This window comes from Ramlibacter sp. PS3R-8, assembly GCF_037572435.1.
In the GTDB taxonomy this organism is placed as follows: domain Bacteria; phylum Pseudomonadota; class Gammaproteobacteria; order Burkholderiales; family Burkholderiaceae_C; genus Ramlibacter.
The window spans coordinates 284367-297670 of record NZ_JBBHGT010000002.1 but is presented as its reverse complement, the minus strand read 5'-3'; the positions used below and the strand labels follow the sequence as shown (position 1 = coordinate 297670).

Genomic DNA, 13304 nt, shown 5'->3' with positions numbered 1-13304 from the left:
ACCGCACACAAGGAGACAAGCCATGGGTGCATCCGACAACTTCGCCAAGCTGCCGCACATCGGGGAGTCCGTCCGCCGCAAGGAGGACTACCGCTTCCTGACCGGCGCGGGCCAGTACACCGACGACATCAACCTGCCGAACCAGCGCTATGCCGTGTTCGTGCGCTCTCCCCACGCCCACGCGGCGATCCGCGGCATCGACACCGCGCGGGCGTCCGCCATGCCCGGCGTCGCCCGCATCTTCACCGGCAAGGACGTGGAGGGCAAGATGGGCGGGCTGCCCTGCGGCTGGCTGATCACCAGCACCGACGGCACGCCGATGAAGGAGCCGCCGCACCCCATCCTGGCGCAAGGCAAGGTGCGCTACGTCGGCGACCACGTCGCGATGGTGGTGGCCGACACGCTGGAGCAGGCGCGCAATGCGGCCGAGGCGGTCGACGTCGAATACGATCCGCTGCCGGCCGTGGTGGACGTGCGCGGTGCCGCCCGGGCGACGGCGCTGCACGACGCGGCCCCGGACAACCGCTGCTACAAGTGGGCGATCGGCGACAAGAACGCGGTCGACGCGGTGTTCGCCAAGGCCGCGCACGTCACGAAAATCGACCTCACCAACCAGCGGCTGGTCGCCAACCCGATGGAGCCGCGCGCGGCGATCGGCTCGTTCAATCGCGCCAGCGACGAGTACACGCTGTACGTGTCCAACCAGAACCCGCACGTCGAGCGGCTGCTGATGACCGCCTTCGTGCTGGGACTGCCCGAACACAAGGTCCGCGTGATCGCACCCGACGTGGGCGGCGGCTTCGGCGCCAAGATCTTCCTGTATGCGGAAGACGTGGCGTTGACGTGGGCGTCCAAGCAGCTCAATTGCGCCATCAAGTGGACCTGCGACCGCAGCGAGGCCTTCCTGAGCGACGCCCAGGGCCGCGACCACGTGAGCCATGCCGAGATGGCGATGGACAGCCAGGGCAGGTTCCTGGCGCTGCGCGTGAAGACCGACGCCAACCTGGGCGCCTACCTCTCCACGTTCTCCACCGCCGTGCCGACCATCCTGTACGCCACGCTGCTGGCGGGCCAGTACAAGACGCCGCAGGTGTACGTGGAAGTCGATGCGTGGTTCACCAACACCGCGCCGGTGGATGCCTACCGCGGCGCCGGCCGCCCGGAGGCCACCTACCTGCTGGAGCGGCTGGTGACGCGCTGCGCCTGGGAGATGAACATCCCGCAGGACGAGATCCGCGAGCGCAACTTCATCGACACCTTCCCGTACCAGACGCCCGTGGCGCTGCAATACGACACCGGCGACTACCACGGTGCGCTGTTCAAGGCCAACGCGCTGGCCGACGTCAAGGGTTTCGAGCAGCGGCGCAAGGCCAGCGAGGCCCAGGGCCTCAAGCGCGGCCTGGGCTACAGCAGCTACATCGAGGCCTGCGGCATCGCGCCGTCGAACATCGCCGGTGCTCTGGGCGCGCGGGCCGGCCTGTTCGAATGCGGCGAAGTGCGGGTGCACCCGACCGGCAGCGTGACGGTGTTCACCGGCTCGCATAGCCACGGCCAGGGCCACGAGACCACCTTCGCGCAAGTCGTCGCGGCGCGCCTGGGCATCCCGGTCGACAACGTCGACATCGTGCACGGGGATACGGGACGCGTGCCCTTCGGCATGGGCACCTACGGCTCGCGGTCGATCAGCGTCGGCGGCGCGGCCCTGATGAAGGCGCTGGACAAGATCGAGACCAAGGCCAAGAAGATCGCGGCGCACCTGATGGAAGCCGGCGACGGCGACGTCGAATTCAGCAACGGGGAGTTCCGGATCAAGGGCACCGACAAGAAGGTGACGTTCGGCCAGGTGGCGCTGACGGCCTACGTGCCGCACAACTATCCGCTGGACAAGCTGGAGCCCGGCCTGAACGAAACGGCCTTCTACGACCCGACCAACTTCACCTTCCCGGCGGGCACCTACATCTGCGAGGTGGAGGTGGACCCGGCGACGGGCGTCGTGCGCATCGACCGCTTCACGGCGGTGGACGACTTCGGCGTCATCGTCAACCCGATGATCGTCGAGGGCCAGGTGCACGGCGGGCTGGCGCAGGGTATCGGGCAGGCGTTGATGGAGAACTGCGTGTACGACAAGGACACCGGCCAGCTGCTGACCGGCTCGTACATGGACTACGCCATGCCGCGCGCCAATGACTTGCCCAGCTTCAAGCTGGACACCGTCTGCACGCCGTGCACGCACAACGCGCTGGGCACCAAGGGCTGCGGCGAGGCCGGCGCCATCGGTTCGCCGCCGGCGGTGATCAACGCCGTGCTCGACGCGCTGAAGGACCTGGGCGTGAAAGACCTCGACATGCCCGCCTCATCCAGCCGCGTCTGGGAAGCCATCCAGGCCGCGAAGCCCTGAACCCCCGAAGGAGACCGAACCATGTATGCATTCACCTTCGAGCGTCCTGCGTCGCTCGCCGACGCGCAACGCGCCGCGGCGGCCGGCGGCACCAAGGTGCTGGCCGGCGGCCAGACCCTGCTGGCGTCCATGAAGCTGCGCCTGGCCAATCCCGAGAAGCTGGTGGACCTGGGCGGCATCGCGGAGCTGTCCGTCATTCGCCGCGAAGGCAACGCCCTCGTCATTGGCGCGATGGCGCGCCATGCGGACGTCGCCACCAACGCCGACGTGAAGGCGGCGATCCCGGCGCTGGCGGACATGGCGGGCAACATCGGCGACCGCCAGGTCCGCGCGATGGGCACCATCGGCGGTTCGCTGGCCAACAACGATCCGGCGGCCTGCTACCCGGCGGGCGCGCTGGCGATGAACGCCACCATCGTCACGACCCAACGCAAGATCAGTGCCGACGATTTCTTCACCGGCATGTTCACCACCGCGCTGAACGACGGCGAGCTGATCACCAGCGTGAGCTTTCCGCAGGTCAAGCGGGCGGCGTACATCAAGTTCAAGCAGCCGGCCTCGCGCTTCGCCCTGATCGGCGTGTGCGTGGCGCAGACGGACAGCGGCGTGCGCGTGGCGGTCACCGGCGGCGGCAACGGCGTGTTCCGGCACACCGGCCTGGAGCAAGCGCTCGCGAAGAGCTTCACGCCCCAGGCCGCGGCCGCAGTGAAGATCGACGCCGGCAATCTGTCGGGCGACCTGCATGCGAGCGCGGCGTACCGGGCGAACTTGATCTCGGTGCTGACGCAAAGGGCGGTGGCGAAGGCGCTGGGCTGAGGCTTCGAGCAACTCCCTCTCCCCTGGGGAGAGGGCTGGGGTGAGGGGCGGGCGCGCCACACCCTCACCCCAACCCTCTCCCGCAAGCGGGAGAGGGAGCCACACCTCACAATCCAGGACATGAGCGCGCTCCCCTTCCCCTCCATCGACGCCCTCCAGCAGTCCCTCCAGGCTTGCGGCTACTTCGCCGAACGACGCCTCGCCACCGCCGTGTTCCTGGCGCTGAAACTGCAGCGCCCGTTGCTGCTGGAAGGCGAACCCGGCGTCGGCAAGACGGAGCTGGCCAAGGCGCTGGCCTCGGCATTGCAGCGCTCGCTGCTGCGCCTGCAGTGCTACGACGGCCTCGAGCTGCGCGAGGCGCTCTACGAATGGAACTACGCCGCGCAACTGCTGCACATGCGCGCGGCCGAGGGCAAGGAAAGCGCCGACCAGATCGAGCGCGAGGTGTACCAGGACCGCTACCTGATCCGCCGACCGCTGCTGCAGGCGTTGCAGGCGCCGGAGCCGGGCGCGGTGCTGCTGATCGACGAGGTGGACCGCGCCGACGAACCCTTCGAGGCCTTCCTGCTGGAATACCTGGGGGAGTACCAGGTGAGCATCCCCGAGATCGGCACCATTCGCGCCCGGGCGACGCCGGTCACGATCCTCACCAGCAACCGCACCCGCGAGCTGAACGACGCGGTGAAGCGGCGCTGCCTGTACCACTGGCTCGACTACCCGGACCGCGACCGCGAGCTGGCGATCGTGCGCTCGCGCGTGCCCGAAGCCGGCGATGAGCTGTCGCAACAGGTGGCACGGTTCATCGGCCGCCTGCGGAGCGAGCCCTTCGCCAATGCGTTCCAACGCGCCCCCGGCATCGCCGAGAGCGTGGAGTGGGCCAAGGCGCTGGTGGCGCTGGACACGCTGGCGCTCGACCCGGAGGTCGTCTCCGATACGGCGGGCATCTTGTTCAAGCAGCGCGAGGACGTGGCCGCGCTCACGCGCGAACTCGCGGCCGACCTGCTGAAGCCTGAGCCCGAACCGGCCTGAAGCGCAGGCATCGGCCATGAGCAACCTGGGCGACGCGCGCAGCGCCAAATTCGCTGACAACATCGCCGGCTTCGGCCGCGCGCTGCGCCGTGCCGGCCTGCGCGTGGACAGCGCCCGCATCGGCCTGGCGCAACAGGCGGTGCAGCTTGTCGGCGTGGAGGACAAGGCGGACGTCGGCGCGGCGCTTGAGGCCGTGCTGGTCAGCCGTGAACAGGAACGCGACGTGTTCCGCGAACTGTTCGATGCGTACTTTCGCGACCCCGAACTCGCCCACAAGCTGCTGGCGCAGATGCTGCCCACCGCACAGGGCCAGGCGGAGCCGTCGAAGCGGCGGCCGCGCGTGAGCGATGCCCTGGCGCCGCAAAAGCGTTTCGGCGGCGGCACGCGCAAGCCGGATCAGGAGGTGGAGTTCGACGCCGCGATGACGGCCAGCGACATGACGCGGCTGAAGCACGCCGACTTCAACGCCCTGAGCGCGGGTGAGTTCCACCTGGTCGAACGGCTGGCACGCGACATCGCGCTGCCGGTCCCGCAAGTGGAGATGCGGCGCATGCGCCCCGGCACGCGCGGCAATCGCCTGCATTGGGCGCGCTCGATGCGGCAGTCGGCCCAGACGGGTGGCGAGCTGATGGTGCTGCGCAGGATGCAGCGCAGCCGCCAACCCTTGCCGCTGCTGGTGCTGGTGGACGTCTCCGGTTCGATGGAGCGCTATGCGCGCCTGCTGCTGGCCTTCCTGCATGCGGCGACGCGCCTGCATCGCCGCCGCGACGTGTTCGCCTTCGGCACGCACCTGACCGACCTCACGCCTGCCTTCCGCATCGCCGACACCGATGCGATGCTGGCCGCCGCCAGCACGGCCATCGACGACTTCGCAAGCGGCACGCGGCTGGGTGAGTCACTTGCCACGCTGCGCCAGCGACACGCGCGCCGCCTGGTGGGCCGGCGCACCCTGGTGCTGGTCATCAGCGACGGCCTCGACACCGGCGAGCCGGAGGAGCTGTCACGCGAACTGGAGTGGCTGACGCATCGCTGCCGCCGGCTGCTCTGGCTCAACCCGCTGCTGCGCTTCGAAGGCTATGCTCCACTCGCGCGCGGCGCGGCGGTGCTGCACCGGCATGCCCACGCCATGCTGGCGGTGCACAACCTGGCCCGGTTGCAGGACCTCGCGCAAAGCCTCTCCGAACTGCTCGATCGCTAGACGAAGAAAGAAGATCCCCATGGAAATGCAAGGCAGCCGCCACCTCGCCGTCTCGCAACAACAGGCGTGGGAAGCGCTGAACGACCCGCAGGTGCTCAAGGCCTGCATCCCGGGTTGCGACAAGGTGGAGCCGACCGCCGACAACCAGTATGCGATCGCCATGGCCGTGAAAGTGGGGCCGGTGGCCGCCCGCTTCGCCGGCAAGATCACGCTGCTGGATGTGCTGCCGCCCAACAGCTACACGCTCGCCTTCGAGGGGCAGGGCGGCGCGGCCGGCTTCGGCAAGGGCAGCGCGAAGGTGTCGCTGGCCCCGCCCGTCGAGGGCGCGGGCTGTGAACTGAATTACACCGCGAACGCGCAGGTGGGCGGCAAGATCGCCCAGGTCGGGCAGCGGTTGGTCGACGGGGTTGCACGCTCGATGGCCGAGGAATTCTTCCGCCGCTTCGACGAGGAGATGCAGCGGCGCTACCCGGATGCCTACGCCGCGCAGGCCGCGCTGCCGCCGGATGCGCCTGCGCCTGCCGCGCCGGCCCGGGGCATTCCCATGTGGGCCTGGATTGCATTCGGCGCCGGCATCCTGCTGGCCCTGTTCGTGCTGATGCGCTAGGACCGCCATGCCGGATTCGTCCCTTCGCTGCTGGAACCGGCGCGCGATGCTGGCAGCGGCGGCGAGCGTCGTCGCGTGTCCGGCGCTGGCCCTGGCGCAGTCCGCCGCTTATCCGACGCGTCCGATCACCCTGATCGTGCCGTGGCCGGCCGGCGGGCAGACCGACATCACGATGCGCATCCTGGCGGAGCTCGCGGGGCGTTCGCTGGGCCAACCGGTGGTGGTGGACAACCGCCCCGGCGCCGCGGGCACGCTGGTGGGCCCGGCGCTGCGCGCGGCCGCGCCCGACGGCCATGTCATCGGGCAACTGCCGCTGACGCTGTACCGCGCGCCGCTGCAACGCAAGGTGCCGTGGGATCCGCTGCGCGACATCACGCCGGTGATCCAGGTCTCGGGTGTCACCTTCGGCATCGTGGTGCCGGCGGACAGCGCCTTCCAGTCCTTTGCCGACCTGCTGGCCTGGGCCCGCGAGCGTCCCGGCCGGCTGAGCGTGGGGTCCACCGGCATCGGCAGCACCGCGCACCTGGCGATGGAGGACGTGCTGTCGCGCGAGGGCGTGAGCTACATCCACGTGCCCTACAAGGGGACGGCGGACCAGATGCTGGCGGTGGCGAGCCGCACGCTGATGGTGGGCGTCAATTCGACCGGCTACGCCCCCTATGTCGAAACCGGGCGGCTGCGTCTGCTGGCCGTCTTCAATGCCCAGCGCAGCAAACGCTGGCCCGAGGTCCCCACCCTGCGCGAGCTGGGTCACCCCGAGGCGGTGTACACCTCGCCGTACGGCATCGGCCTGCCGGCCGGGGCCGATCCGCTGGTGATCCGCAAGCTGCACGACACCTTCAAGGCCGCGATGTTCGATCCGCTGCACCTGCAGGAGATCGCCCGGTACGACCAGGAGCAGGCTTACCTGGACACCGCGGACTACGGCCGCTACGTGCAGGGTGTGACGGCGCGCGAGCGCGTGCTGCTGGCCCGCCTGGGCCTCGGCATGGGGAGGCCGGATTGAAACCAACAGAACAGATTCGACGGAGGAGACCCATGAAGAACACGACGGTCCTCGCGTGGGCCGCGTTCGCCGCATCCCAGGCCTGTGGACAGACGCCCGCCGATTCGCCCGCGGCGCAGGACGGCAACCGGACGTTGCGGCCGGTGGTCGTGACGCCCACCCCCGGGGTGGCGCAGGAAGCGTTCAACACGCCGGCGTCGGTGGACGTGGTGGATCGCGAAACGCTGCGCAACTCGCAACTGCAGGTCAACCTCTCGGAGCCGCTGGTGCGCGTACCCGGCGTGATCGCGCTGAACCGGCAGAACTACGCGCAGGACCTGCAGATCTCCATCCGCGGCTATGGCGCGCGCTCCACCTTCGGCGTGCGCGGCATCCGCCTGTACCTGGACGGCATCCCCGCCACCGCGCCGGATGGCCAGGGGCAGGTGTCGCACTTCGACATCTCCACCGCGGACCGCATCGAGGTGCTGCGAGGCCCGTTCTCGTCGCTGTACGGCAATTCCTCCGGCGGCGTGATCAGCGTGTTCACCGCCGATGGCGGGCCGGACAAGGTGCTGGAGGCGGGCAGCGCGTTCGGCAGCGACGGCGTGTGGCGACAGAACGTCGGCTTCTCGGGTACGGAGGGACCCTGGAACTGGAACCTGGGCTTCGTGCATTTCGAGACCGACGGCTACCGCGAGCACAGTGCCGCCAAGCGCGACGGCTTCAACGGCAAGGTCCGCCTCGATGCGACGAGGGACACCAAGGTCACCTTGGTCGGCAACTGGGTGTCGATGCCGGATGTGCAGGATCCGCTGGGACTGACGAGAGGTGATTGGGAGAGGGATCCGCGGCAAATGTCGTGCTCGGGGGTTGTCGCGCCCGCACCTTGTCCCATCGAGTTCAATCCTCGCAAGTCCGTCGAACAGCTGCAAGCCGGCCTCATCCTGGACCACCGCATCGACGACGTGCACGCGCTCAAGCTCACCACCTGGACCGGTCATCGCAGCACCGAGCAGTTCCAGGCCATCCCGGTCGGCGCCCAGGCCGCGCCGACCAGTTCGGGCGGCGTCATCGCGTTGGACCGTGACTACCGTGGCGTGGACGCGCAGTGGATCGCGCGGACGCGGCTCGGTGCGAATGCGCTGACTTTCACCGCCGGCCTGTATGCCGACGAGCTGCAGGAGAATCGCCGCGGCTACGAGAACTTCGTCGGCCCCGTCCTCGGCGTGATGGGCAACCTGCGCCGCAACGAGGACAACCGGGTGCGCAGCTTCGACCAGTACGCGCAGGTGCAATGGGATAGCGAACGCGTCACCCTCACCGGCGGCCTGCGGCATTCCGAGGTGCGCTTTTCTTCGCAGGACCAGTTCATCGTCGCTGGCACCAACCCCGACGACAGCGGCTCGACCCGATTTTCAGCGACAACCCCGGTGCTGGGCGTGGTCTACCACGTGAGCGATGCGCTGAACGTGTATGCCGCCGCCGGCCGCGGCTTCGAGACGCCGACCTTTAATGAAGTGGCCTACAGACCTAACCTGGCTACCGGCCTGAATTTCGACCTGAAGCCGGCACACAGCCGGCAATACGAAATTGGCATAAAGGCGGAGCCGGCGCCCGACTGGCGCGTCAACGCGGCGCTGTTCCAGGCGCGCACTTCGGACGAGATCGTCGTTCAGTCGAATACCTTCGGCCGCAGTTCGTTTCAGAACGTCGGCGAGAGCAAGCGGCGCGGCCTGGAACTGGCATTGTCCGGACGCATAGGCGGGGCGTGGTCCACCTATGCGGCACTCACCTACCTGGATGCGACTTACAGCACTTCCTTCCTAACCTGCGGACCGCCGCCATGTCCGACACCGAGCGTCACCATCCCCGCCGGCAACCGCATCCCCGGCATCCCGCGCACCTCCGCGTACGCGGAGGTTGCCTGGAAGCACCGTCCGTGGGGCCTGGAGACGGCCGTCGAGTTGCGCCATGTGGGCAAGATCGCCGTGAACGACACGAATTCGGACTTCGCCCCGGCCGCGACCTTGTTCGCCTTCCGGCTCGGCCTGGAGCAGAAGGTGGACCGCTGGACCGTGCGGGAATTCGTGCGGGTGGACAATCTGGCCGACCGCAAGGCGATCGGGTCCGTGATCGTCAACGAGGGCAACCAGCGCTACTTCGAGCCCGCGCCGGGCCGCACCTGGCTGGTGGGTGTGAGTGCTGCGTACGCCTTCTGACCGGAAGGAACCATGGAAAACATCGACGTGATGGTGCTGCGCACGCTGCGCGACTGGCGGGCGGCGGGCAAGCGCGCGCTGCTGGCGACGGTGGTGCGCACGTGGGGCTCGTCCCCGCGTCCGGTGGGCTCCATCATGGCGTTGGCCGAGGACGGCTCGGTGGTCGGTTCGGTCTCCGGCGGATGCATCGAGGACGACCTCATCTACCGCCACACCCGCGCGTACAGCGGCAAGGAACCGGGCCACCAGATCCCGTCCGGGCCGCCGTCCTTCGTGAAGTACGGCGTGACGGCCGATGAAGCGCACCGCTTCGGCCTGCCTTGCGGCGGCACGCTGGAACTGCTGCTGGAATTCGACCCCGATGTGGAGTCGCTGCAGGCACTGGTGCAGGCACTGGAGCAGGGCCGCCTGATGCGGCGCACGGTCCAACTGGCGAGCGGCGCGGTGTCGCTGGCGCTGGCGGAGTCGCCGCAGGAGCTGAGCGTGGCCGGCGGCGCGCTGGTCAACACCTTCGGCCCCGAGTACCGCATGCTGCTGATCGGCGCGGGGCAGTTGACGGAGTACCTCGCGACGATGGCGCTGTTCAGCGGCTTTGCCGTGACGGTGTGCGACCCGCGCGAGGAATACCGTGGCAGCTGGAGCGTCGCGGGCGCGCGGGTGGTGAGCGACATGCCGGATGACGTGGTGACGGCCTTCCACGCCGACCGCCGCAGTTGCGTGGTGGCGTTGACGCATGACCCGAAGCTGGACGACCTGGCGTTGCTCGAGGCCTTGAAGACTGATGCCTTCTACGTCGGCGCCATCGGCAGCCGCCGCAACAACGAGGCGCGGCACCAGCGGATGATCGAGCACTTCGACCTGACCCCCGCGGACCTGCAGCGCCTGCGCGGGCCGATCGGCATCTACATCGGCAGCAAGACACCGGCCGAGATCGCCGTCAGCATCATGGCGGAGATCCTGGCGGTGAAGAACGCCGTCACCCTGCCGCGCGACATGGAAGTCGCTGCCGCCAAGAACCTGCGCGCGGTGCAGGCGAACGATGCGGGTCCCGTGGTGTGCGGCGTGTCGGGAACGCGCTGAGAGCATCCATGGCGGGGTGCGCGTAGCGCAACCCGCCCTACGCCACAGTCGGAACACGCGCCCCGTAGGGCGGGTTCGCGCCAGCGACCCCGCCGTCGCGTGACGGGCTTACTTGCGATACGCATCCACCAGCTGCTGGCCCTCCGGTCCGGCTTTTTCCAGCCATTCCTTGAGCATCGTGTCACCGACCTTCTTCATGTCGGCCTTCAGTTGCGCCGAGGGTGCATGGATCTGCATGCCGTTGGCCTTGAGCTTTTCCAGCACCTCGGTGTTGGTCCTGCGGCTGGCCGCCCAGCCGCGCGTTTCGGCGTCGGCGCCGGCCTTCATCAGGGCATCCTGCGTGGCCTTGTCCAGTGCATTGAACGAGGCGCGGTTCACGATCACCGCGTTCTTGGGCAGCCAGGCCTGCGTGTCGTACCAGTTCTTGATGTGCTCGTACGTCTTGGTGTCGAAACCGGTCGAGCCCGACGACATGTACGAATCGACGACGCCGGTGGCCATGGCCTGCGACAGTTCGGCGGCCTGCACCGTCACCGGTTGCGCGCCCACCAGTTCGGCGATGCGGGCGGTGGCGGGGCTGTAGGCGCGCCACTTCAGGCCCTTCATGTCGGCGGCGGAGTTGATCGGGCGCTTGGTGTAGATGCCCTGCGGCGGCCACGCCACGGCGTACAGGACCATCATGCCTTGCTCGGCCAGCTTCTTGTCCACCAGCGGCTTCTGCGCGCGCCACAGCTTGGCGGCGTCGTCATAGCTGTCGGCCAGGAAAGGCAGGCCGTCCGCGCCGAAGATCTGCCATTCGTTCTGGAAGTTGACCAGCAGGATCTCGCCGATCTGCGCCTGGCCGCCCTGCACGGCGCGCTTGATTTCGGGCGCCTTGAACAGCGCCGCGTTCGGGTGCACCGTGATCTTGAGCTTGCCGCCGGAAAGCCGGTCCACGTCCCTGGCGAACAGTTCGAGGTTTTCGCTGTGGAAATTGCTTGCAGGGTAGGCGGCAGGCAGGTCCCACTTGGTTTGGGCGGCGACCTGGCCGGCCAGGGCGATGGCTGCCAGCGGGATGGCGAACTTGAGTTTCATGCGAGCTCCATGGATCGGTTCTGGACAGGAGGAGCTTACGTGCAATTCCCGGGCCAGCGGATGCGGCTTAACCCCAAGCGCCCGCCTCACATCTTGGACGGCAGCCAGGTCGCTATCTGGGGCACGAACCAGAGCAGCAGCACCATGGCGCACATCAGGAAGAAGAAGGGCATGGTGACCCGGGCGATCCACGTGATCTCCTTGCCCGTCATGCCCTGCAGCACGAACAGGTTGAAGCCCACCGGCGGCGTGATCTGCGCCATCTCCACGACCACCACGATGAAGATGCCGAACCAGATCAGGTCGAAACCGGCGGACTGCACCGTCGGCAGGATCACGCCCATGGTCAGCACCACCATCGAGATGCCGTCGAGGAAGCAGCCGAGGATGATGTAGAAGATCGCCAGCGCCACCATCAGCATGAAGGGCGACAGCCCGAGCGACCGCACCCACTCCGCCAGGTGGCGCGGCAGGCCGATGTAGCCCATGGCCAGCGTCAGGAACGCGGCGCCCGACAGGATCAGCGCGATCATGCAGTACAGGCGCGTGGCGCCCAGCAGCGAGTCGCGGAACGTGGCCCAGTTCAGCGAGCGTTGCACCGCGCTGAGGACCAGCGAACCCACCACGCCCACGGCGGCCGCTTCCGTCGCCGTGGCCACCCCGCTGTAGATGGAGCCGAGCACGGCGGCTATCAGCAGCACCACCGGGATCAGGTGGCGCGACTCGTGGACCTTTTCCATGAAGGTCATCACCGTCTCGGGCACGGGGATCTTCTGCTTGTTCAGCATCGCCCAGACCGCGAGATAGCCGGAGAACAGCGAGGCCAGCACGATGCCGGGGATGATGCCGGCGACGAACAGGCGGGCTATCGAGACGTCCGCCGTCACGCCGTAGACGATCATGATGATCGAAGGCGGGATCAGCAGTCCCAGCGTGCCGGCGCCGGCCAGCGAACCGATCGTGATCTCCTCCGGATAGCCGCGCTTGCCCAGCTCGGGCAGCGTCATCTTGCCGATGGTGGCGCAGGTGGCGGCGGAGGAGCCCGAGACGGCGGCGAAGATGGTGCAGCCGATCACGTTGGTGTGCAGCAACCGGCCCGGCAGCCGCGACACCCAGGGCGCCAAGCCGCGGAACATGCTCTCGCTGAGCTTGGTGCGGAACAGGATCTCGCCCATCCAGATGAACAGGGGCAGCGCGGTGAGCGTCCAGCTCGAGGCGGAACCCCAGACCGTGACCGCCATGGCGTCACCGGCGGGGCGCGACGAGAACAGCTGCATGCCGATCCAGGCGACGCCCGCCAGCGTGAGGCCGATCCAGACGCCGCTGCCGAGCAGCAGGAACAGCGAGGCGATCAGCAGGGTGGTGACGGCGAAGTCATTCATTGTGCAGCGCCTCCTCCGTCTCGACGGACTGGCGCTTGCCGCGCAGCTCCAGCACCCATTCGTCGACCAGGGCGACCAGCAGGATCACCGTGCCGACGGCCATGGCGAGCTGCGGCAGCCACAGTGGCGTGGCGTCGTTGCCGGTGGAGATGTCGTTGATGGTCCGCGACACCCAGGCCAGGCGGACGGAGTAGAAGGCGAACAGGGCACCGAGGAGCACGGAAGCCGACAGCGCCCACATCTCCAGCGCCCGGCGGCTCTTGCCGCGCAGGCGGCCCAGCAGAAGGGTCACCCGGATGTGCTCGTTGCGCTTGAGGGTGTGCGCCAGTGCCAGGAAGCCGGCAGCCGCCATGGCGTAGCCGGCATAGGCGTCGGTCCCGGGAACGTGGAAGCCGACCTGCCGGCTCACGATGGACAGCAGCACCATCAACAGCACACCCACCATCGCCAGGGCCGCCAGCCAGGCCGAAGCGTCATACAGGAAGTCCAGCAACCGTCGCATGCAACCCCTCT

11 protein-coding genes are annotated in these 13304 nt (G+C 68.3%); 8 read left to right on the top strand and 3 right to left on the bottom strand.

The annotated features are described in order from the left end of the window. Positions 1-22: 22 nt before the first annotated feature. The 8 genes from WG902_RS09340 to WG902_RS09305 all read left to right on the top strand — a co-directional run bounded on the left by WG902_RS09340 (position 23) and on the right by WG902_RS09305 (position 10335). Positions 23-2398: a xanthine dehydrogenase family protein molybdopterin-binding subunit gene (locus WG902_RS09340; protein ID WP_340059755.1), complete on the top strand. Its 2376-nt coding sequence runs from the start codon at positions 23-25 to the stop codon at positions 2396-2398. A 21-nt stretch (positions 2399-2419) separates the two neighbouring features. Beyond that, on the top strand, positions 2420-3214 hold the full coding sequence (locus WG902_RS09335; RefSeq protein WP_340059754.1) for an FAD binding domain-containing protein: 795 nt from the start codon (positions 2420-2422) through the stop codon (positions 3212-3214). Between the two features lie 120 nt (positions 3215-3334). Beyond that, on the top strand, positions 3335-4243 hold the full coding sequence (locus WG902_RS09330; RefSeq protein WP_340059753.1) for an AAA family ATPase: 909 nt from the start codon (positions 3335-3337) through the stop codon (positions 4241-4243). Positions 4244-4259: 16 nt separating this feature from the next. Then, positions 4260-5441: a vWA domain-containing protein gene (locus WG902_RS09325; protein ID WP_340059752.1), complete on the top strand. Its 1182-nt coding sequence runs from the start codon at positions 4260-4262 to the stop codon at positions 5439-5441. Positions 5442-5460: 19 nt separating this feature from the next. Continuing rightward, on the top strand, positions 5461-6048 hold the full coding sequence (locus WG902_RS09320) for a CoxG family protein (RefSeq protein ID WP_340059751.1): 588 nt from the start codon (positions 5461-5463) through the stop codon (positions 6046-6048). Between the two features lie 7 nt (positions 6049-6055). After that, the gene (locus tag WG902_RS09315; protein ID WP_445263675.1) at positions 6056-7054 is read left to right on the top strand and encodes a Bug family tripartite tricarboxylate transporter substrate binding protein; all 999 of its coding nucleotides are present in this window, start codon (positions 6056-6058) and stop codon (positions 7052-7054) included. A gap of 32 nt (positions 7055-7086) precedes the next feature. After that, positions 7087-9255 carry a TonB-dependent receptor family protein gene (locus WG902_RS09310; RefSeq protein WP_340059750.1) on the top strand — a complete coding sequence of 723 codons (2169 nt, stop codon included), beginning with the start codon at positions 7087-7089 and terminating at the stop codon, positions 9253-9255. 12 nt (positions 9256-9267) lie between these two features. Continuing rightward, entirely contained in the window at positions 9268-10335 is a 1068-nt protein-coding gene (locus tag WG902_RS09305; RefSeq protein ID WP_340059749.1) for an XdhC family protein, read from the top strand. Between the two features lie 108 nt (positions 10336-10443). Here WG902_RS09305 and WG902_RS09300 read toward each other — a convergent pair whose 3' ends face one another. The 3 genes from WG902_RS09300 to WG902_RS09290 all read right to left on the bottom strand — a co-directional run bounded on the left by WG902_RS09300 (position 10444) and on the right by WG902_RS09290 (position 13293). Next, on the bottom strand, positions 10444-11409 hold the full coding sequence (locus WG902_RS09300) for a TRAP transporter substrate-binding protein (RefSeq protein ID WP_340059748.1): 966 nt from the start codon (positions 11407-11409) through the stop codon (positions 10444-10446). A gap of 86 nt (positions 11410-11495) precedes the next feature. After that, positions 11496-12791, bottom strand: coding sequence for a TRAP transporter large permease (locus WG902_RS09295; protein ID WP_340059747.1), 1296 nt, complete (start codon positions 12789-12791; stop codon positions 11496-11498). Beyond that, complete coding sequence (locus tag WG902_RS09290) at positions 12784-13293, bottom strand: TRAP transporter small permease (RefSeq protein ID WP_340059746.1); 510 nt, start codon at positions 13291-13293, stop codon at positions 12784-12786. Before WG902_RS09290 ends, WG902_RS09295 begins: the two co-directional genes overlap by 8 nt. Between the last annotated feature and the right edge of the window lie 11 nt (positions 13294-13304).